This is a genomic window from Variovorax sp. CF079, from assembly GCF_900101545.1.
In the GTDB taxonomy this organism is placed as follows: domain Bacteria; phylum Pseudomonadota; class Gammaproteobacteria; order Burkholderiales; family Burkholderiaceae_C; genus Variovorax.
This window is the reverse complement of record NZ_FMZU01000028.1, coordinates 18,960-39,160: the sequence shown is the minus strand read 5'-3', so window position 1 is coordinate 39,160 and position 20,201 is coordinate 18,960. Positions and strand designations below refer to the sequence as shown.

Here is a 20,201-nt window from a genome sequence, read left to right as displayed (position 1 = left end):
ATCTTCACATTGAAAGGTATAACTCAAGACGGACGGTTCTTATACCTTAAGATTGATTTGCGAGGGATAATTTGCCATTGTGAACTCCCGTGCTGCACGTCAGTGTCGACCTGCTTCCTGACGAGCCTTCGACCCTGGCAGTACGGCCGAGGACCGGGCCTTGGTCTGGTTGCGGCTTTCGTTGGAGGCAGCGTGCGGTAGCCAGCGGCTACAGTCGGCCAAGAGCCGACGGTCGTCGACGACGACCGCTTTCCGGCATTCCAGCACGCATCGGCGGGTCGAAGCCGCGTGCAACCATCGGCGCAAGGGCATCGTCGGCCAATTTCCGCGTGTTGAACGATCGCCGGCCTTCTCTTGAGCCGATGGCTCGGCCGCAACCCCTCAAGCAGTGCCGTCCGATGCTGCGAACTTGCCGGCCGGGCCAGAGAACCCCTTTGCCAGTTGCTCTCGCAGCGCTTCGACCGATCGCGCCGGCAGCTCACAGCTTCCATTCCGACACAGGTAGGCCTCGCCCGCAATCCGTCCTTCGAGCAGCGGCACCGACCCCGGAAAGCCACGGAAGAGCGTGACCAGTGGCGCAAACGCCTGCTGCGCCGCCGCCCACAGGCGTTCGCTGCCCGGTCCCGCCGGGATCGCAAGATCAGCCCCCCGCTCAGCCAGCAGCTGTGCGTGCAGCAACGCTGGCGCGGCCATCGGCGCTTCCTCCATCAACGCGCCGCGGCCCTCGAGCGTCGCGCTTGCGATGTCGGTCCAGTCGCTGCGTTCATAGGGGCCCGCCAGTCGCAGCAACAGCTCGCACGCCGCCGCAGTACCCGAGGGCACTGCGCCGTCGTAGAGGCTGTGCGCCCGCATCGGCAGCTGCGTCGACGTGCTATCGAAGAAGCCTTCGACCGCATCGTGGAAGCGCTCGACCATTCCGCCGCACAGGTCGAGCGCGGCGTTTAGCCACTCCAGCTCGCCGGTGGCTGCATGCAGTTCCACGAGGCCGAGCCCGAGTTGCGCATGGTCGGCTAGGTACCCCTCATCGCGCAGCGTGCCGTCGCGCCAGGCGTGGTGGACCCGCCCATCCCGGACCATGGCGGCCAGCAGGAAGCGCGCGAGCTCTCGCGCAGCCTGCACGAAGTCGTCTCGCCCGAGCAGTCGCCCTCCTTCAGCAAATGCGCGCAGCGCCATGCCGTTCCAGTCGGCCAGCACCTTGTCGTCGGTAATCGGCCAGGCGCGCTGGGCACGCGCGGCGTAGAGGCGCTCGCGCACCGAGCGTTCCCAGGACGCGAAGGCCTCGGGTTCCTGGTCGAGTTCGGCGCGTACGCCTTCCGGATCGCGGCGCTCGAGCACGTTCGTGCCGTGCTCCCAGTTGCCCTGCACCGTCACGCCATGCAGACGCGCCGCGGCCTGTGCATCGGCGCCGAGCACGGCGCGGAACTCGGCCAGCGTCCAGACGTGGAATTTGCCCTCGACGCCCTCGGCGTCGGCGTCCTGCGCGCAAGCGTAGGCTGCCGGCGCAGCCGCGGGGTGCATCTCGCGCAGCAGGTACGTCAATGTGCCCTCGGCGACAAGGCGCAGCCTCTCTTCGCCGGTCAGCCTGAAGGCGCCGGCATACACGCGCGCGAGCTGGGCGTTGTCGTACAGCATCTTTTCGAAGTGCGGCACATGCCAGCGCTCGTCGGTCGAGTAGCGAGCGAAGCCACCACTGACGTGGTCATACATTCCGCCTGCGGCCATGTGGTGCAGCGTCGCAACGAGCATCGTGCGCGCGCTCCCGTCGCCGCTGGCGGCCAGCGCCAGCAGATACTGCAGCAGCGGAGTCTGCGGGAACTTGGGCGCGCTGCCGAAGCCCCCGCGCGTTTCGTCGAAGCGCAGGGCGATCTGGGCCACGGCTCGCCGGTGCATCTCATCGGCCGATGTACGGGCCGAGAGGGTCGTGCCGCGGCGCACGAGATCGAGCAGCGTTTGGGCCTCCCGCTCGATGTCACCCCGCCGGTGGACCCAGGCCTCGCGCACGGCGGCGAGCACCTCGGAAAAGCTGGGGATTCCTTGGCGCGATCGCGGCGGGAAGTACGTGCCGCCGAAGAAAGCGCGAAGTTGCGGCGTGAGGAACACGTTCATCGGCCAGCCGCCGCGGCCCGTGAGCGCCTGCAGCGCGCTCATGTAGACGTGGTCGACGTCGGGCAGTTCCTCGCGATCGACCTTGATCGCAACGAAGGCATCGGCCAACTGGCGCGCCAGCCCCACGTCCTCGAAGCTCTCGCGCTCCATCACATGGCACCAGTGGCAGGTGGCGTAGCCCACTGATAGCAAGATGGGCTTGTCCTCGGCGCGCGCCTTGGCGAACGCCTCCTCGCCCCATGGAAACCAGTCCACCGGGTTGTGCGCGTGCTGCAGCAGGTAGGGACTCGTCTCGCGAGCAAGGCGGTTGGTGGGGCGGTCCGCGGGTTGCGAACTGCGAGGCGTCATGGACAGCGGCCCCGGCCTCGGAGTTTGTCTGGGAACGTTCGCCATTGTTTTAGCCTATGCCTTTGTCGAAGGCGTGGTCATGATCAAGGAAAGAAAGTACGCTACACCTCCACGGGAATGTGGCGGCGCTGACATCCACGACGCCGACAAGGTCGAAGCGGTGCTGCGCTATCACGAGCGTACCAACGCGGCCGGTACAGCCAGCGAAGTCGGCCGACGACCGACTCAGCCGATGTCCGGGTCGGTGCCTCTTGAGAGTCTCGGCCACGCATGCGCGTTGATGGTCCTGTGCGAAGGCGCTGCCATGGAACCCAGCATTGCATAGATTGTCTAAGAGTCAGCGCCGCAGTCGATGATGTCCATCTTGGCAAAGTCGCCGGCCCGCAAGAGGTATCAGTCTTCCCGATACGCTGTCAGAAACGACTGCGACGAACCACCGCCATCAGAAGGAAATGGATCGTGCATGAGCTGACCTTCCACACTCTCCTGTACCGCTACTTCTTTTTCGAGTGGCTCTTCCGGGACGCCACACAAGGCAGCCTCATCGAGCGCTCAGCGGCCTGGCGGCACAACCAATCTCAAGCTCACTGGCTTCCCACTTACATGCGACGCTGGCTGTGGTGCGCCGTGCTGTTGTACGGGTTGGGGGGGATTGTCGAAATCCTGATTGGCGCGCCGGCGGTATCGGCGCTGTTCTATGTGCCGAGCGCCTTGAGCGTGTCGGTGAATGCGGTGATCGCGGCGATTTGGCTGGGGCTCAAGACCTTGTAGGAAGGCTTTGAGTAGCCAGAGCCAGGATGTGAGGGGCCAGGTGGGAATTGCTCCTCCGCAGGGATGACCTTCGCCAGACCATCCTGCGGAATGTGGCTACCGGCATACCGGCCCCTGGCGGAAGCCGGCTTCGGGAAGATATCGAGCAAGTGAATGGCAAACGAGTAGCGAACGACGGGATCGAGGGCTGACACGGCTCATGCGTGCAGCTCGACGATATCGCCATCCGCGACGCAGTGGTCGTGCCCGACCTGCTGCCCTTCGAACCCTGACCTGCCCCAGACGCGCGCGTAGCGCAACGAGCGCGCCAGATCCTGATGCACCAGCCGCGCGACGTCGCCTACAGTCTGGCCGCGGCGAAGCGTAAATGGCCGGTGCTTGTCGGCGGGATGCCCCGGAGTCTTGGTGTAGACGCGCACGATGCCGAGGTTCTGGAATAGCCACGGGCCGATGTCCCCCAGGCCGTGACCCGTGGCCGCGGAAACGGCGAACACCGGCAGGCGCGAGCCCGACAGCTCGCGCAGTGCGAGGAGTTCCGCATCGAGGTCGGCCATGCCATCCGCCTTGTTCGCGAGCATTAGGGTTGGCAGCCGCAGCGCGAAGGGGTCCTCGTCTGCGGTCGCCTCCAGACGCTCTGTAAGCGTCACGCGCTGCTGCCCCAGCATTGACCGCACGGCCTGCAGCTGCTCTATGCACGAGGGCTCGCCCAGATCCACGACCAGCAGCGCCGCGTCGGCCGTCTGCAAGGTGTTGACCAGCCATGGCACAGGATGCTCCGGGGCGATCGGCGGCAGGTCGATCAGTTGGAAGCGCACGTCCTCGTGCGGCATCATCCCGGCTTCCGGGTACTGCGTCGTGAACGGATACAGACCGACGTGCGCCGCGGAACCCGTCAGCCGCGCGTGCAGCGAGGACTTTCCTGCGTTCGGTGGCCCTATCAGCGCGATCTGCGCCGCGCCTTCGGGGCGGATCACCAGCGCCGGGCCGCCGTGCCCTGCGCCCTTCGTAGCACCTTCCAGCTGTTCGCTGAGTCCCTTGATGCGGGCCTTGATATCTGCCTGCAGGTGCTCGGTGCCCTTGTGCTTGGGAATCGTGCGCAGCATCTCGCGCAACCACTCCATACGGTCGCACGGGTCGCGGCTCTTGCGGAAGGCGGCTTCGGCCGCCTTGTAGTCGGGCGAAAGATTCGCGGGCACGATATCAGCGTCCTCGCCTCTATTGTGTTCCTCGTGCAGCTCCAGGCCCCCGACCCGGCGTACGCAGGCTCCGAGCAGGCCCGAGCCCACTTCCGCCTTGCCCTCAAGATCGCCTTCGGTTTCGTCACGCTGATCTGGCTCATCGACGCGATGCAATGGGCACTGGGCCTGGAGCCGGACCCGTACGGCGTCCGCCCGCTTTCGGTGCTGGGCCGGGGTTCGGTCCACTTCGGTGTCAGCGGTTTGGTCCTGCTCAGGTTGAGGCGCCGCAGTGCCCCGGCATGCCGGCGGGGTTCACTCACTCCGAGAGCGCGCTCCTTCAAGTTCTATGAAGAGGCCGCTGAGAAGACAAGGGGACACCAGCAGTTTCTGACCTATCAAGGCGCGCTTTCCGAGAGCGAGAAGGTCTTGCGCAGCTGGTACGACATGCCGCAACACCAACAAGGCCCGTCTCCATCGGGTTTCGAGCTCGAGGTGGAGGTGCGCTTTCGGACGTGCGCCTACGGATTCGCGGAGGGACGGTCGGCCCAAGCTTCCATGCGGCTAAGATTGGACTCCACCACATGGAGACATTGCATGACGCTCGATGAGTACACGGAAGCAGCGAAGAAAATCTATGCGGAGCAGCAGAGCCTCGCGCAGTCGATGTCGCAGTTGGCGCTCGCGGCCAGAGCTGTACCGGCCAACCCTGAATTCGTGGCTCTCATGACGAAGCAGTGGGGGCTGGTGCAGCAATTGGCCTCGCTCAATACGGAGCTGATGCTCGGCATCATGGTCCCCAAGAAATAGGGGCGGGCGACTACTGGCTGCGGCAACGCGAGCCTGTCCGTAATTTTTTGTGCGAGGCATGGCATGACGACCAGGAGCATGTATGCCAAGCAGGAAGACGACGAAGGCGGCAGCGGCCGCCGCGGCGGCGTTGCCGTCGATCCCCAAAGGAGCTGATTGACCAGTTCGTGAAGGGGCCCATGAGTGCCGAGGCGGTGCAAGCCGCGGGGTGCGAGTCTGTTGCCGGACATCCAGGTTAGTGAGCCACTCGAGTTCGGGGGAGGATGCTATGCGTATTGCTCGCTGGTCCATCATTGGCGTACTTGCTTCGCTTTTGGGTGGCTGTGCAAGTACGCAAACACCCACCCCTGAAGCGCAACATGCGCTGGCGCCGACCGGTAAGCTTCGGGTGGCAATTCTCTCGGCGCCGCTCTACGCGATCAAGGACCCTGCGACAGGCGAGTTCAAAGGCCAGGCTGTCGATCTCGGGAAGGAACTGGCACACCGCGTTGGCGTGCCGTTCGAGCCGGTCCCTATGCAAACGCCGCAGCAATACTCAGCGCAGCGGAGTCCGCAGAATGGGATGTCGCGCTGATGGGCATCAATGCGGAGCGCGCGGCTGCAATCGAATTTTCCGCGCCCTACCTTGAAGTCGAGCAGGGGTTCTCGTCCGCACCGGCGTACCTATTTCCACGATGGCGGACGTGGACAAGCCCGGAGTCCGAATTGCGGTGTTCGAAAAGTCCGGCGCCGATCTGTACCATTCGAACACCCTGAAGAATGCCGACGCTTGTCCGCGCAAAGAGTATCGATGAGTTGTTCGATGCTGTGTTCGTATCGACGCAGGCGGACGTCATCGCCGCGACCAAGTCAGCCCTCTTCGAGCGGTCCGGCAGTCACCCGGGCTCGCGAGTGCTCGACGGCCGGTTCCTCGTCGAACCAGTCGGCATGGGCGTGCCCAAGGGGCGCAAGCCCATCGCTGCTTCGTACGTCGGCAAGTTCGTCGAGGATGCAAAAGCAGTCCACCTGGTCAAGACCGCAATCGATAGAGCCAGCCTGCATGGCGTAGCCGTCGCGCCATTGAAATGACATTCTCCAACGTTGTGTAGCAGCGGACAGCAGGCAGCCGACACCATCGAGCCCCCCGTTGGACGACCGTTTTGCGGCGCCAAGTGCGACTCGCCGAAGGACGGCTCCGGGACCATCTCGACCATACGGCGGCTGAGATTGCTCGCCCGACAGCGGCCATTCGCAGCATCACAGCGACAGCGCTGCCACGCAAGCATTCGTTCGACGCCAGTCAGCAGCCATTCGCCCTGAATCCCTGGGCTGAACGCGCCTGAGGCGCCTTACTCGGGCGGGAATGTCCGGCAAAAGTAGCCGGCAAGCATGATGGAGAAGACCGCAGGACGACGTTGACGAGGGTGGCATGCGCGGCCACCATAGCGCATCGTCACCAATGCCCAACTAGGCAGCGGGCTCGTTGGAGAGGCCTGACTCGCTCTGAAATGGGGGGCAAGGCGCCGTGCAGAGCTTTCAAGGAGATCCCATGGCTGAGAGCGACAAGGTGTTCGCGGGCTCGATCCCGAAGTTCTACGACACGCTGATGGTTCCCCTGATCTTCGAGGCCTATGCCGCCGACCTGGCGGAGCTTGTCGCTGCCTCCTCGCCCGGTTCGGTGCTTGAAACTGCGGCCGGCAGTGGCGTGGTCACGCGGGCGCTTGCGCCAAAGATCAGCGCTGACGCGCGCTACGTGGTGACCGACCTCAACCAACCCATGCTCGACTATGCCGCCACCCGGCAGGGGTCCGATAGCCGTATCGAATGGCGACAGGCGGACGCGCTCGACCTGCCGTTCGAAGATGCCTCGTTCGACGTCGTTTGCTGTCAGTTCGGCGCAATGTTTTTCCCCGACCGGGTCGCCGGCTACGCCGAGGCGCGTCGCGTGCTGAGGCCAGGCGGGCGATTTGTCTTCAATGTCTGGGACCGCATCGAAGAGAACGCCTTTGCCGACGACGTCACCAACGCCGTCGCCGCGGTGTTTCCGCACGACCCTCCGCGATTCCTCGCCCGCACGCCGCACGGCTATCACGATGTCGCACTGATCCGCGAGGAATTGAGCCGCGCAGGGTTCACCGACATCGAGATCGAGACGCACGAGAAGGTGAGTCGCGCGTCCTCGGCACGCGACGTTGCCACCGCCTATTGCCAGGGAACGCCGCTGCGCAACGAAATCGAGGCGCGCGACGCCAGCTTGCTTCAACTCGCTACGGACCGCGCGACGGAGGCGATCGCCAGCCGCCGTGGCGAAGGCCCGGTGGCCGGCAAGATTCAGGCGCATGTGATCGTGGCAGCGGGATAGCGGAGTCCCGGCGCAAGGCTGTTGCAGGCCCGACCGGCATTTGCGGTAAGTGCGGGCATCCGAGGCGCTGTGTGCCTTTGCCCGTGCGCACCAGAAAGCAGCCCGCCAAGACGAAATTCCCCGAGCTTGTGTTCTCGGGGCATGCAGTCGACGCAGGTGCTTCATCGCGGCAACTATGGCCTAGTGAAATGCCAGGAAGCCGCCTGTGGCCAGCGACTGGAACTGGCCGATGCCGTGTGGAAACGGACTCAGCTTGGAAGTATGCCGAACGCGCGGCCGTGAGGTCGTCATCGGCGCCACGGTGTCATCCAGTAGTCTCCTCGCACAAACGCGCGGCTTGGTTGGCTCCCGAGCCGCTGTGCGAGCTGCAACAGCCATTGAAGAGGCTCACGCCTCTGTCGGCCTCATCGCCTTCATCGTTCTGGCAATGCCAAGGATGGCGATCACTCGCTTGAGGTTATATGCCAGCACGTGCAGGCTCATCTCGGTGCTGACGTGCGTCAGCGTCTTGGTCAGGAAGTGGGTTGATCCCATCCAGTGCTTGAGCGTGCCGAACACGTGCTCCACGGTGCTTCTTCGCAGCGTCATTGCGTCAGGGTTGCGATCCAGCCTGGAGGGCTTTCCGGGGGGAGACGTCACTCTGCTACGTACTCCAGTGAGAACAGTGGCACCTCGGCTTGCCGGCTCAGCCACACGCCGCCGCCCACCTCCTGAAAATGCCGCGACAGCCCGTGCCGGTACACCTCGGCGCGGTGGCGAAAGATGTGCGGGTCGGTCACGTCCTCATCTACGATGTCGCGCGCGTAGTCCTCGCGCGTCACGGCCTCCACATACAGGGCGCCCTGACTCAGTAGGCTCAGGTTGCGCAGAGCGCGCTTCACATCTGGCGGGCTGAGATAAGGCAGCACGCCCTGGCAGATGACGAAGTCAAAGGGCTTCCTGACTTGGTAATCCACCACCGAGCCGCGCTCCCACCCGTAGCGCCCGCACAGGTATTCGCTGAACTCCACTCCGTGGTAACTGGCCAAGGGGAATTGCCGCGCCACGATGTCACGCCAGAGCCCGATGCCGCAACCCACGTCCAGCACTCGCCTTATGGGCACGCGCAGGTATCGCAGGTAGGCGCAGACAAACGCGCCCAACCGCTCGACGTGCTGGGGGTCCACCACTTTGGTCTTCTTGTCGAAGTAGTAGCGCTGGTAATAGGCTTCGTCGAAGGTGGCGGCACCGGCTGATTGCATATTCACACTACTCGTCAGGCGCTGCAATGTTACTAGGCAGACAAAGGCCGGACCTTCCGGCTGTGGCGGCCCCGAACGGCAGCTTGTGGCCCGGATTCTGACTTACTTTCCGGGCTCTGGCGCGTTGTGCGGGTCTTGCCACTGCTTGACGCCCCATGATTCGGCCAAGGAATCACGACATGCGCGCGCGAGTCGCAGCGACAATTGTTCGAGCTCTGGTCCCTTCTTGCCTGCGTTGAGCGCGTCCCTGAACTCCACCATCGCCGATTCGACGTGGCGGTCTTCCACCATCACAAGCTCTCCCCAAAACAGCAGGAGGAATCTGCTCCTCGCTGCGGCTACCTCCTCCGGTGATTTTGATGTTGCCATCGTCGAAGCAGCCTGAGTGGCATCAGTGTAAAGCTTCAGTTGTCTGTCAAGAAACGGCCTTGTGGCCTCGACTCTTCGCGTTTCAGCTTGGCCGCGTTGTGTAAGGAGGAACTGGTATGCGCCCCAGCAGAAGGCAACCACTGCGCCCATCGCAGTGAGTATTTTTAGCGTCGATTCGAGGGACATCTTGAAGGTCTCCTATTGGCCGGTCACGGCTGTTCGCCGCCCCAAGCTATGTTGTCGGGCTGGTCGGTCGCAGGGCAGTAGTTCGCGCCGCAGGATCCGCCTTTGCACTTGCATAGCCCGCGTGCCATGCGCAGGATCAGAACGTTACCTTGACCGAGGGCGCGCTACGCCGGGCCTCGCCGTGGAACACGGCCTCGATGTTGTTGCCGTCGGGGTCGAGCACGAAGCAGGCGTAGTAGCCGGGGTGATACTGCCGCTCGCCGGGTGCTCCGTTGTCCGTGCCGCCATGCGCGAGCGCGGCCTTGTAGAACGCATCGACCATCGCTTTGTCCTGGGACTGGAAAGCCAGGTGGTGGCGCCCGGTCAACTGGCCCTGAGCGGCTTTGCTGTCGGTGGTCGACACGAAAAGCTCATCGGCCCAGAAATAGTCCTCGCCAGCACCACCCATCGGAATCTTCAGCACCTCGAAGACAGCCTTGTAGAAAGCTTGACTCGCGGCAAGATCGCTCACCACGAGCTGGATGTGATCGATCAGGCGCCCGCGGTGCAACTCCTGTGTTTCCATGCATACGCTCCTTTGACTTTGCGCCAGTTTGCACGCGGCGTGTCCGGCGGGCGTGAGAACGTCGAGACGTTTCACGTAGGACCCATGGTGAATGTCGGCCCCTGGCCGACTGTAGCCGCTCTCGGTCACCCTTCGATGTTGGGTACGAAGTAGGTGACGACACGAATTTGCCCGTCGTCCGAGTAGGAAACGTGGAGCTTTCGCCCGTCCAACTGCCATCGGTCTGCCAAGACTGACCCGTCGAGCCATCGCGACCATTCGGGCTCGCCCAGCCGACGTCTCAATGATGAGGGGCGGTCAGAAAAGTCTAGGCCGCCAGGTAGCTCATGGCCGTACTGTGAATAGCCGTCCACTCCTTCCGCATAGAAGAAGATGCCGGTAAAGAAGAGAGGCCCGGTTCCGATGGCCTGCTCGCCCTTGCCCAAGAACATGGCTTCGTCGGTAAACACAAATGAGACACCGACGGCAGGGCGCTCCACGTAGGCAATGTAGTCACCGTCTGGCAATGACACCTCTTCGGATGGCTCGATGCTCAGTTCCCGCAACGCTTCCAGCAAAGGGACGGAATTCAAGGTGCTTCCGAAGTGCGGCATCAAGCTAGCGACATTCATTTGGGGTGGGCGCCGGTGGTCATTGGGGGCGTGTCGGATGGGGTGAATTGGAAGGCGACCTCAGAGGTGCGGCTTTGGCCGACAGCTCCAGTTCGGGGTCCGGGTTCGAAGGTCCGCTCCTGCTGCAGCCGGATCTGACAGTGTCGAAGGAAGCTTTGGCGAGTTAGTCAGGCTGAGGCGCCCGGCGCGGCCTGCCCCAACTTTATCTGGCAGCGACGAACTTTCAGATGCTGACAGCCATCGCCCGGGGTTGCACGCTGTTCCCCTTTCGTGGAATGGCGCCCAGTACTAAAAGCTGACATCGTGACGATACCAACTGCAGCAAGGACGCCGTCGTGGTGCTTAGACAACGTGGAGCGCGCCTAGCGCTTGCAGGTATTTGCCTGGCAGCCCTGTCGGCAACCGCGGGTGCACCGCCGTCCGCAGCCGAAGCTCAAAAGCCGTCCTCCGTCGACGTCGTCCCGATCGAACAATCAGTCGGCGTCGATCTCCAGGCCGACGAGTCTGGCTTGGTAAGCCATGGCGGCGCGCTCTACAGCCCGTTCAGCACCGCTTTTGACACGGCCGCGTCAACACCTCACGCCTACGCCACGTCGACAAGACAGAACGCGGACGACGGATCGCCCGACCTCGTGACGACGGCGGTCACCGCCCTCGTTGCTGTTGGGTTCCTCGTCGTTCTTGTTCGCGTCCTCATTGCGAGTTAGGGGCGCCTACGTCTTGACTCAAAGGCAAACGTCTGCAGATGAGCGGTTGCACGCTACGGTGGCGCGGCGAATCGTGATGGGCAGTACCGTGCTCGACCACGAGCGAAGGAAGCTGACCCACGCAAGGAAGGGCCGGCACGGATGAAGCCATCGCGATTGACGAGGTGTCCGGGCGAGACGAGGCCCCGACCTTCAAACACCCAGGGTATCGCGGACCTGTTGCGGGCGCCATCAACTTGTACGACACAACAGTAAGAGCGTTCGTGGACATGAACAACAGCAACAGCAGTTTGAGTGGGGAGCAGACCAAGAGTTGCCGCGTGTGGACGGACGACTCCGATCGCTTTTCTGTGAACAAGATCGCGGCGTTGCGTCACAATTTTCACGAACACCCGCTCTTTCAAGTGGCTGAACTCGCACAGCTGGCAAAGGAGCTCGTCCCCTTCAAAAAGTGCCGGTTTATCCGGCCAGGCATCTCGCAGGCTTCCAGTTTCACGCACGACAGCGAGCATCCTGACGGCCGTGGCGTCGACGAAATGTTTCGACACATCGAGGAGCCCGGCTCTTGGGTCGCCCTCTACAGTTCTGGCAACCCGGCTTCAGGCTGGGAGAAGGGCCAGGTCGCGCCAGAGCCACACCACCTTCTCCGATCCCCCCGCTACCTTCGCAGTTCGCTGCAGAGCGGGCAAGGTGTGACAATGGCTCTGAACCCGCTCGGTCGAGCGAGCAGCTCGCGTCAAGCCGTGTGCTCACATTCATGTTGAATGCGGTTCACACCGAACCGGAGAAGATCATGTCAACCATCGGATCTGTGTTGTGGTCGAAGGCACTTGCTTTGGCCATAGTTGTTCCGCTGGCACTCGTGCTGCTGCCGGCGCGGGCGCAGGAAAAGATCATTCTTGATGGTTCGACTGGAATGCTCCCGCTCGCGAGGGCCCTTGCGAGCGCTTACCGCCAGCAGGTCCCAGACGCGCAGATCGAAGTCGGGGTAGGGCTCGGCACAGGCGCACGCCTCAAAGCGCTGGCAGAAGGGAAGATTCAGATTGCCCTCGCTAGCCACGGCATCAAGCCCGAGGATGTGCGCGCGGGCGATCTGAGAGTCTTTGAGGCCGCAAAGGGCGCGGTTGTCTTCGCAGTCAACGAGACTGTCCCGATCGCCAACGTCAGCGAGATCCAAGCCTGCGAAGTCTATGGCGGCAAGATCGACAATTGGCGTCCTTTGGGTGGCAGCGATAGTCTCGTCGCAGTGCTGACGCGCCCCCCAGCAGAAGTGGACCCTGAAGTGATTCGAACAAAGATCGATTGCTTCAAGGACCTGAAGGAGGTTGCGACAGCAAAGGTGATGCCTCGCGGAGGCGACATGGCGAAGGCACTTGCGGAGACTCCACACGCGCTGGGCATGACCAGCATGACCGTAGTGGAACAAAGCGGGGGCAAGGTCAAAGCCCTTTCACTCAATGGCGTGGCACCGACGATCGCAAACGTGAAGAGCGGCCGCTATTTTCTGACCCGCGATTTTCTGTTTGTCGTCAAGGGCGAGCCAGTTGGCTCGACGAGGAAGTTCCTCGACTTCTTGCTCAGCCCGGACGGAGATCGCGTCATCCTCGCCAACGGTGCCGTCCCTTTGCGTTAAAGGCAAGCAAGCGCTGACAACTGGGCCAGCTTCAAACACTGAACAGGAGGACGCTTGACGGGCTGACGGCATTGCCGACGTAGCGAAATGTCGGCTTGTGGCCGAGGCTGTGTGAAAACTCCGTTGAGTCATGTTTTCAGGGGTCCTTGACCCCTTGGCACATCAGAAAAAAACGCAACCTGAGTCCATCTGAGAGGTCGACTTTCGGAGCGATGTCGACCGCATTGAGTTTTCACACAGCCTCGGCCGGCGACGGACATCAGCCATCGTTTATCGACAAGACTCAAACGGATGCGAGCCGATCCACCGTATCAGGGAAGCGCTGGACAAGACGATCAAAAGTGCAGCCTGCGCATTCGGCCTGGCGCGGCCCTGTTCCCAGTTCTCCAGCGTCCTCGGATTGGTTCGCAAGTAGCGGGCGAATACAGGACGGGACAAATGGAGGCTTTCGCGCAGGGCGATCAACTCGCTCGCCGGGATCGCTGGCCGCCGGTATGTCCTGAACTTCATGCGTGCGCAGCGTGCGCTTGCCGCCGCGATGCTCTGCGAGGGCCTCGAAGCCCTCAGAAATCTCGGCAAAGAGGTTTCGCTTCGTCATTTTCTGGACTCCAGTTCGCGTTTCAGCATGCTCTTGAGCGCCTTCTTTTCGTCGGGCCTCAAGTCGGTCGCCTCATCCTTGTCATAGAGAGTGAACAGCCAGAATTGCGAGCCGCCATCCCACCAGTAGTAGATGACCCGCAGGCCGCCGCTCTTTCCCTTGCCCCGCCGGGCATCGCCGTGTCGCAGCTTGCGCAGACCACCAGTGCCTTCGATAACGTCCCCCGCTTCCGGGTTCTGAAGACGTTCCGTCTGGACGCATCAGCGCCGGGAGATCGTTGGACCACACCGGTGAGTCGCGTGCCGCTCTGTGAGCGGGGCATGCCCGGTCGCAGAACAAGTCGAGCTCGGCCGTCGGCCAGGCCCTCGTCGCGACGTCGTCGCCTTCTTCGAGAGGTCTAACGTGAGGGCAAAGCTTAGGGCGGACTCGGTTTGGCACTGGAGGAAGCCACAACCTTGACCTTACCGACCATGCCGGCTTCATAGTGGTCCGCCACGAGGCAGGCGAAGTCGAAATCGCCGGCCCGGTTGAAGGTCCAGACGATCTCGCCCGTCTTGCCGGGAGCAACGTGTGCCATATAAGGCTCGTCGTGCGCCATGCTGGGAAACTTCACCATGAGCGCTGCGTGCTCGTCGAGTTCCTTTTTTGTACCCAAGACGAACTCGTGCATCAACTTCCCATCGTTCTTGATGGAAATCCTGACCGTCTCGCCCTGCTTCACCTGGATGCGGTCAGGGGTGAAATGCATGTCGTCCGTCATCTTGAATATCAGAGTTCGCTTCGCCGCTCGAGCGTCTCCCGCGATTCCCCAATCCTTCTGCTCCTTTCTGATCGGACCGGACGGCTCGCTGTGGTCTTCATCACCATGCGCAAATGCAACGCCAGAGAGCGCCAGCGTGCTGGCCAGCATCAATGCCTTGATCGATTTCATGTGGTTCCTTGGGTTGAAACAGTGCAGCGAACTTAGGCCATCAATTCAATGCTGCGAGATTTTGGAGAGGAAGTCCTGCAGCACCGGAAACTAGCCGTACCACTTCGAGACGTCGTTGATTTCGATCATGAAGTTCATTCAAAGCGCCGGCGCGGCCTTGCGCCGTTGCAGCCAGGTAACCCACCAGGCACCTGCAGTGCACAGTGCCAAGTAGACGACGGCAACGAGGATGTAGACCTCGACAACGCGCCCGTCGCGCTGTCCCACCTTGGTCGCCGCCCCGAGAAAGTCGTTCAGGCTGATCACGTAGACGAGCGAGGTGTCCTTGAGCAGGGCAATGGTCTGATTGATCAGCGAGGGCGTCATGTTGCGAAACGCCTGGGGCAGGATGACGTGGCGCAAGGTCTGCCAGGGCGTCATGCCCAGCGACTGGCCCGCCTGCATCTGCCCCGCGCGGACGCTGCCGATGCCGGCGCGGATGATCTCGCAGTAGTAAGCGGACTCCGCGAGTACGAACGCCACCAGCGCCGCATAGATCGGTCCAACAGTAAGGTTTGGATCGCCTGTGGCGATTCTGAGCACCACGGGCATCAGGAAGTAGATCCACAGGATCGTGAGAATGAGCGGAATCGAGCGGAACAGGTTCACATAGCCGGCAACGGCGGTCGCGATCGGACGCGGCGCGAAGATGCGGGTGATTGCCAGCAGGGTTCCGAGGCCGATGCCCGCTGCCATGGCGACCACCACGAGGAAGGCGGTCATCTGCAGGCCCTGCATCAGGTACGGCCAGGCGCGTTGCAAGGACGCCCAGTCGAAGTCGTAACCCATCAGGCGCCTCCCAGTAGGCCCGGCACGCGCACCCGAATCTCGATACGGCGCATCAGCACGATCACGCCGTAGGTGATCGCCATGTAGATGACCGTCGCGGCGATGAAGGCCTCGAAAGGATGGGCGCTGAACTCACTGAGCTGGCGCGTCTGCCCGGTCAACTCCATAAGCCCGACGGTGAGCGCCACGGCCGAGTTCTTGAACACGTTCAGAAAGTCCGAGGTCAGCGGCGGGATGACGATGCGCAGTGCCTGCGGCAGGATTACATGCCGGTAGGCTGCTGTGGTCCCCAGCCCGAGCGCCATGGCCGCTTGCTTCTGGCTGGGTGGCACCGATTCGATGCCTGCGCGCACCTGCTCGGCCGCCTTCGCGGCCGTGTAGAGCGTCAGTCCGACCAGTACCGTGAGGAACTGGTTGGTCGTCGGATTCATCTGCTTGACCGCATTGCCCCATTCGATGGGCAACAGTTCCGGCACGACGAAGTACCAGAGAAACAGCTGGACCAGCAGTGGCGTGTTGCGGAAGCAGTGGATGTACACCGTGGACAGGTAGCGCGCGGGACGATTGGGCAGCGTCCTCGCCACGCCGGCGGCCAGGCCGAGACCTAGCGCAAGCGTCCAGGCCATCAACGACAGGAGCACCGTCCACAACAATCCACGCACAAGCATCAGGCCGTACAGGCCCTCCCCGGTGACCGAGGGCTTGAAGAAGATCAGCCAATCCCAGGCGTAGTGCATCGTGTGAGGCAGTTCATGAGATTTCGTCGCCGGGCGATCACAACGGCTGGTCGTTCGGGTTGCGAATGAGTTGCTGCATCTCCGGCGACATCGGGAAGTTGACGGTGACGCTTCCCTTGACGGCGATCGGCTTGAGGAAGTATTTGTCGTACAGCGACGCGAACTCTCCCGAGCGCATCATCCCCACGATCACGTTGTCGACGAGCTTCTTGAAGGCGACATCGCCCTTTCGCAGCATGCAGCCATAGGCCTCCTTCTGCTGGGGCACGCCCACCACTTCCCAGTCCGCCGGATTCCTGGCGCGAGCGATGTTGCTGAAGAGAATGATGTCGTCCTGCGTGGCCGCCACCGCCCGTCCGGTTTCAACCGTCAGGAAGTTCTCGTTGATGTCCTTGGCCAGGATGATGTTGATGCCCCACTTGTTCTGCTCGTTGAGGCGGCGCAGCATGCGCTCGGCGGTTGTTCCTGCGCTCACGACGACATTCTTGCCGACGAGATCGGACCAGTGTTTGATGCCGGAGTTCTTGCGCACGAGCAGGCGCGCTCCGACGACGAAGAAGGTGGTCGAGAACGAAACCTGGTTCTGTCGCTCGACGTTGTTGGTGGTGGAACTACACTCCAGGTCGACAGTCTGGTTGGCCACCAGAGGAATGCGCGTCTGCGGAGTGACCTCCAGGGTCTTGACCTCCAGCCTCGCGAGTTTCAGATCTTTCTTCACCTGCTCGACCACGCGCTGCGAGATGTCCCAGGCGAAGCCCGTCTGCTTGTTGTTGTCGTCCAGGTAATTGAACGGAATGGATGCACCGCGAGTCGCCACAGTGATGGTTCCGGTGTCCTTGATTTTCTTGAGCGTGCCATCCAGCGACTGCGCGGCCACGCCAGCGCACAGCGCGAGGCCGGCCGCGGCAATAAGGGTTTTGATCATCGGCTTGAAAGTCATCGCGGGCTCCAAATGTCTTGGACTAAAGTTTGAAACTGGTTTCGAAGGCGTTCAGGGCGCCCAGCAGCTCGTCGAGCAGCTCGTGCGGATCCTGCAAGCCGACGGACAGGCGAATCACCGGGCCGCGCACGTCACTGAAATTGCGTTTGGCCAGCTCTTCCGCCGGGTAGAAGGCCGCGATGCTGCGCACGCCACCCCAGCTCGCGCCGATGGAGAATAGTTTCAGCTCCCGGAATAGCGTGCGGTAGGCCTCATAAGGCGAGTCCACAAGCTGCAGCGACATCAGGCATCCCGACAACTTGAAATCACGGGCCCACGTGGCATGGTCCGGTGCGCCGGGCAAAGCAGGAAAGAGCATCTGGCGGACCAATGGGTGCGCCGAGAGCCGGGCGGCGATCATTTGCGCGCTGGCTGCCTGGCGCTCCATCCGCACCTGCATCGTGTCCAATCCGCGCGACACGAGGAAACAGTCCTCCGCGCTGACGGCCAGTCCCATCAGCGATTGAAGACCTCGCAGGGATCGGTACAGGCGCTCGTCGTTGGTGGCGACGCTACCCATCAGCACGTCCGAATGGCCACCCATGTATTTGGTGCAAGCGTGGATGCACAGGTCCACATCGTGCGCCAGTGCAGAGAAGCCCAGCGGACTCGCCCAGGTGTTGTCGATGGCCGTCACCACACCGTGGGCACGGGCGATGGCGGTGATGGCCGGGACGTCTTCCAGCTCCATCGTCACCGTCCCTGGCGACTCCAGCCAGATGAGCCGCGTTGTCGGTCGGATCAGCCGTTCGATGTCCGCGCCGATGCGCGGCCTGTAGAACTCGACCTCGACGCCGAGCGCTTGCAGCCGCTCAACGGCGAACGATTTGGCGAGGCCGTAAGCGGCGTCGGTCATCAGAAGGTGATCGCCCTTTTTGAGCAGAGCCAGAAGCGTGCTGCAGATGGCCGCCTGCCCTGAAGGGAAGACGACGCAATGCGCGGCGCCGTCCAGCTCGGCGATGCGCACCTCGAGTGCGCGCTGCGTTGGCGTACCGGTGGTCCCGTAGCTGAAGCCGTCCGGCATGCGGCTGCGCCGGTGCACGAAATCGTCGAGCGAATCGAAGACGACCGTCGAGGCGCGCCACACCGGCGGGACCAGACTGGCAAACGCGTCGTTGGTTGGAGTTTGTGAGTTCACGATGGAAGGTTGGTCAGTTCCACAGATGCAGGATTTGCGCCCTGCTCCGAAGTTGGCTTGCACGCGATGACGTCGTTCTTGCCACGGCGGGCAGTGCTGCCGAGCTCATTTGCCAGGCGCGGATTCGATGAGCTGCAAGGCTTGCTTCATCTGCTCGACGGCCATGTTTTCCAGATCGGTGTACACCCGCATCTCGATCGCCAACCGGGCGAAGATCTCCTTCGCTGCGGCGACCTTGGTGGCGTCATTCGTCTTGGGATTGGCCAGCGCGGCTTCCAGGCGTTTGAACTCGCTGGTCAGAAAGGCGGGTTGTTCCCCCAGCGTGCGCAGGCCCGCGTTGGTCATCGAGCGGATGCGCAACACCATCTTCACGTCCGACTGCTCCATCTCTCCTTGCGCGCGCTCTAGTGCGAGCTTCGCGGCGAGGGCCGGTTCGCTGTCGAGCTTCTTGGTCGCTGCGATGCTGTTGAACTTGGCGATGTCGGACGAAAAGTCGTGCGCCCAGGCGGGCACGGCAAGAGCCAGGGCAGTCACTGCCAGGATGGTCTGAAGTTTCATGGCGCTTCTCCAAGGGGGTGGCTGAAGCTACCGACTCTATGGCCGTGGTGATAATCTGAATCACGCCTGAAATTCTCTCTCCATAAGTCGTTGTTATATGTTGCTCCGGGAAATCGAGGTGTTCCGCTCCGTGATGTCGGTAGGGTCTGCCAGCAAGGCCGCCGCGCTCATGGGTGTCACGCAGCCCGCCGTCAGCCAGTCGTTGCGCAGGCTCGAGGAAGCCGCCGGCTTTGCCCTGTTCCGCCGGCTTCGAGGCCGCCTGCATGCGACGCCCGAAGCCCAGGCGTTGTTGCTCGAGGTCGAGCGCGTTTTCGTCGGCCTGGACAGCATCGAGCACCGCATGCGCAGCCTGAAGCGTTTCGGGGTGAACACCCTGCGCGTCGCGGTCTATCCGGCATTCGGACTGACCTTTGTCCCGCGAGTGCTATCGCGGCTTGTCGCCGAGCGACGGGACTCCGAAGCCCGGCCTCAGATCTCGCTGCAGGTGCTCAGTTCGCGAGAGGTGCACGAGGCCGTTCTGGGGCGCCAGGTCGACTTCGGGTTGATGGCCGATGAGATGCCGACGACGGGCCTGGAGCATTCCGAGTTCGCACGCTTTCCCGGCGTTGTGGTGATGCACGCGAAGCACCGCTTGGTCAACGTCAAGACCATCCAGCCGCGCCAGCTCGCGGAAGAGCCGTTCCTCGCGCTCAACCCCGAGGACGCCTCGCGACGGCGCCTGGAGCGCGCGCTGGCGGATTGCGATGTCGGCCTGAGCGTGGTTGTCGAAACCCCGTACGCGGCGAGCGTTTGCGAAATGGCCATGCGTGGGCTGGGCATCGGCGTCGTCAATCCGATCACTGCCCTCGAGTATGCCCAGCGGGGGCTGGTCATCCGCCCCCTGTCGCTTGACGTGTCTTTCGCCGGACTGCTGGTGCTGCCACCGGGGCAACCCCTGTCGAGCGTTGCGCTGCGCGTCCTGCAACTCATGAGAATCCAACTCGCGGAAGATCAGAAGGCACTGTCCGTCTTCTTGAAACCAGGCTCAAAGCGATAGCTCGCTTGTCCACAACAGGCTTGCTGCGCTTGCACCGGCGGGCACTTCACCGATCCGAACGAGCAGTAGACGCAACAATCTCGACGCTGTTGCCGGCTGGAGCCCGCCTGGGATGCGGCATCGCTTGCTTGTCAGCAACCCCGCTCGGCTGTTCGGCTTTTAAGCGAGATGCGAGGAAAGCATTGGAAAGCTGGTGCCGAAGAGCACCTTGCGTTCGCGTCCGTGCCCTCACCGAGCCCGGACGCCCCTCCAGAAACCAAAAACACGTTGCCTCGAATTTCCATCAGATGATCTCCAGCGCCACAGCAGTGCCCTCGCCGCCGCCGAGCACAGTGTCGCGACGCCGCGCTTCTTGCCTTTCTGCTGCAGCGCATGGATCAGCGTGACCATGATGCGTGCGCCGCTGGCGCCGATCGGGTGGCCCAGCGCGCAGGCGCCGCCGTGCACGTTGACGATGTGGTGCGAGACGTCGAGCTCGTGCATCAGCGCCATCGGCACCACGGCGAAGGCTTCGTTGACTTCCCACAGGTCGC

The 20,201-nt window shown here is 62.7% G+C and carries 22 protein-coding genes and 2 pseudogenes; 9 read left to right on the top strand and 15 right to left on the bottom strand.

Annotated features, from left to right (window positions below):
- Positions 1-381 precede the first annotated feature (381 nt).
- Complete coding sequence (locus BLS74_RS29740; protein ID WP_093110964.1) at positions 382-2,454, bottom strand: thioredoxin domain-containing protein; 2,073 nt, start codon at positions 2,452-2,454, stop codon at positions 382-384.
- Here BLS74_RS29740 and BLS74_RS29735 point away from each other — a divergent pair.
- Together BLS74_RS29735 and BLS74_RS29730 are read left to right on the top strand one after the other, a co-directional pair.
- A complete protein-coding gene (locus tag BLS74_RS29735; protein WP_093110962.1) occupies positions 2,453-2,779 on the top strand; it encodes a hypothetical protein in 327 nt (108 codons plus the stop codon). The two genes, BLS74_RS29740 and BLS74_RS29735, sit on opposite strands and share 2 nt — an antisense overlap.
- Before the next feature lie 134 nt (positions 2,780-2,913).
- The gene (locus tag BLS74_RS29730; RefSeq protein ID WP_093110960.1) at positions 2,914-3,225 is read left to right on the top strand and encodes a hypothetical protein; all 312 of its coding nucleotides are present in this window, start codon (positions 2,914-2,916) and stop codon (positions 3,223-3,225) included.
- 197 nt (positions 3,226-3,422) lie between these two features.
- Here the strand turns inward: BLS74_RS29730 and BLS74_RS29725 are convergent, their stop codons facing one another.
- Positions 3,423-4,421 (bottom strand): GTPase, encoded by a 999-nt coding sequence (locus tag BLS74_RS29725; RefSeq protein ID WP_093110958.1) that lies wholly within the window; start codon positions 4,419-4,421, stop codon positions 3,423-3,425.
- 33 nt (positions 4,422-4,454) lie between these two features.
- Between BLS74_RS29725 and BLS74_RS29720 the strand changes: the two genes are divergently transcribed.
- The 4 genes from BLS74_RS29720 (at position 4,455) to BLS74_RS29710 (ending at position 7,551) form a co-directional block, all read left to right on the top strand.
- The gene (locus BLS74_RS29720; RefSeq protein WP_139191790.1) at positions 4,455-5,210 is read left to right on the top strand and encodes a hypothetical protein; all 756 of its coding nucleotides are present in this window, start codon (positions 4,455-4,457) and stop codon (positions 5,208-5,210) included.
- A gap of 268 nt (positions 5,211-5,478) precedes the next feature.
- Complete coding sequence (locus BLS74_RS35370) at positions 5,479-5,784, top strand: type 2 periplasmic-binding domain-containing protein (RefSeq protein WP_244504078.1); 306 nt, start codon at positions 5,479-5,481, stop codon at positions 5,782-5,784.
- Between the two features lie 185 nt (positions 5,785-5,969).
- Complete coding sequence (locus BLS74_RS35365; protein WP_244504077.1) at positions 5,970-6,278, top strand: type 2 periplasmic-binding domain-containing protein; 309 nt, start codon at positions 5,970-5,972, stop codon at positions 6,276-6,278.
- 460 nt (positions 6,279-6,738) lie between these two features.
- Positions 6,739-7,551 (top strand): class I SAM-dependent methyltransferase, encoded by an 813-nt coding sequence (locus tag BLS74_RS29710; protein ID WP_093110954.1) that lies wholly within the window; start codon positions 6,739-6,741, stop codon positions 7,549-7,551.
- 387 nt (positions 7,552-7,938) lie between these two features.
- Here BLS74_RS29710 and BLS74_RS29705 read toward each other — a convergent pair.
- The 5 genes and pseudogenes from BLS74_RS29705 to BLS74_RS29685 form a co-directional block, all read right to left on the bottom strand.
- Positions 7,939-8,166: pseudogene (locus BLS74_RS29705) on the bottom strand (transposase); the annotation flags it as partial.
- Positions 8,167-8,186: 20 nt separating this feature from the next.
- Complete coding sequence (locus BLS74_RS29700; protein WP_093110952.1) at positions 8,187-8,792, bottom strand: class I SAM-dependent methyltransferase; 606 nt, start codon at positions 8,790-8,792, stop codon at positions 8,187-8,189.
- A gap of 102 nt (positions 8,793-8,894) precedes the next feature.
- Positions 8,895-9,347 (bottom strand): hypothetical protein, encoded by a 453-nt coding sequence (locus tag BLS74_RS29695; RefSeq protein ID WP_093110950.1) that lies wholly within the window; start codon positions 9,345-9,347, stop codon positions 8,895-8,897.
- A gap of 136 nt (positions 9,348-9,483) precedes the next feature.
- Positions 9,484-9,912 carry a VOC family protein gene (locus tag BLS74_RS29690; RefSeq protein WP_093110948.1) on the bottom strand — a complete coding sequence of 143 codons (429 nt, stop codon included), beginning with the start codon at positions 9,910-9,912 and terminating at the stop codon, positions 9,484-9,486.
- Between the two features lie 125 nt (positions 9,913-10,037).
- Positions 10,038-10,484, bottom strand: a complete 447-nt coding sequence (locus BLS74_RS29685) for a hypothetical protein (RefSeq protein ID WP_139191789.1) — start codon at positions 10,482-10,484, stop codon at positions 10,038-10,040.
- 1,015 nt (positions 10,485-11,499) lie between these two features.
- Here BLS74_RS29685 and BLS74_RS34130 point away from each other — a divergent pair.
- The gene (locus tag BLS74_RS34130; RefSeq protein WP_139191788.1) at positions 11,500-11,994 is read left to right on the top strand and encodes a hypothetical protein; all 495 of its coding nucleotides are present in this window, start codon (positions 11,500-11,502) and stop codon (positions 11,992-11,994) included.
- Positions 11,995-12,023: 29 nt separating this feature from the next.
- Entirely contained in the window at positions 12,024-12,863 is an 840-nt protein-coding gene (locus tag BLS74_RS29675) for a phosphate ABC transporter substrate-binding protein (RefSeq protein ID WP_170855769.1), read from the top strand.
- 283 nt (positions 12,864-13,146) lie between these two features.
- Here the strand turns inward: BLS74_RS29675 and BLS74_RS29670 are convergent, their stop codons facing one another.
- The 7 genes from BLS74_RS29670 to BLS74_RS29635 all read right to left on the bottom strand — a co-directional run bounded on the left by BLS74_RS29670 (position 13,147) and on the right by BLS74_RS29635 (position 18,632).
- Positions 13,147-13,461 (bottom strand): transcriptional regulator, encoded by a 315-nt coding sequence (locus BLS74_RS29670; RefSeq protein ID WP_244504076.1) that lies wholly within the window; start codon positions 13,459-13,461, stop codon positions 13,147-13,149.
- 415 nt (positions 13,462-13,876) lie between these two features.
- On the bottom strand, positions 13,877-14,392 hold the full coding sequence (locus tag BLS74_RS29660; protein ID WP_093110940.1) for a cupredoxin domain-containing protein: 516 nt from the start codon (positions 14,390-14,392) through the stop codon (positions 13,877-13,879).
- 138 nt (positions 14,393-14,530) lie between these two features.
- Entirely contained in the window at positions 14,531-15,220 is a 690-nt protein-coding gene (locus BLS74_RS29655; protein ID WP_093110938.1) for an amino acid ABC transporter permease, read from the bottom strand.
- Positions 15,220-15,957 carry an amino acid ABC transporter permease gene (locus BLS74_RS29650; RefSeq protein ID WP_093110936.1) on the bottom strand — a complete coding sequence of 246 codons (738 nt, stop codon included), beginning with the start codon at positions 15,955-15,957 and terminating at the stop codon, positions 15,220-15,222. Before BLS74_RS29650 ends, BLS74_RS29655 begins: the two co-directional genes overlap by 1 nt.
- A gap of 37 nt (positions 15,958-15,994) precedes the next feature.
- The gene (locus tag BLS74_RS29645; protein WP_244504075.1) at positions 15,995-16,882 is read right to left on the bottom strand and encodes a transporter substrate-binding domain-containing protein; all 888 of its coding nucleotides are present in this window, start codon (positions 16,880-16,882) and stop codon (positions 15,995-15,997) included.
- 37 nt (positions 16,883-16,919) lie between these two features.
- A complete protein-coding gene (locus BLS74_RS29640; protein WP_093110932.1) occupies positions 16,920-18,074 on the bottom strand; it encodes a trans-sulfuration enzyme family protein in 1,155 nt (384 codons plus the stop codon).
- A gap of 105 nt (positions 18,075-18,179) precedes the next feature.
- Positions 18,180-18,632 (bottom strand): hypothetical protein, encoded by a 453-nt coding sequence (locus BLS74_RS29635; protein ID WP_093110930.1) that lies wholly within the window; start codon positions 18,630-18,632, stop codon positions 18,180-18,182.
- Between the two features lie 97 nt (positions 18,633-18,729).
- Here BLS74_RS29635 and BLS74_RS29630 point away from each other — a divergent pair, with 97 nt between their 5' ends.
- On the top strand, positions 18,730-19,668 hold the full coding sequence (locus BLS74_RS29630; protein ID WP_093110928.1) for a LysR substrate-binding domain-containing protein: 939 nt from the start codon (positions 18,730-18,732) through the stop codon (positions 19,666-19,668).
- A 283-nt stretch (positions 19,669-19,951) separates the two neighbouring features.
- Here BLS74_RS29630 and BLS74_RS29625 read toward each other — a convergent pair.
- Positions 19,952-20,199, bottom strand: a pseudogene (locus BLS74_RS29625) (acetyl-CoA C-acetyltransferase); the annotation flags it as partial.
- Positions 20,200-20,201: the final 2 nt, after the last annotated feature.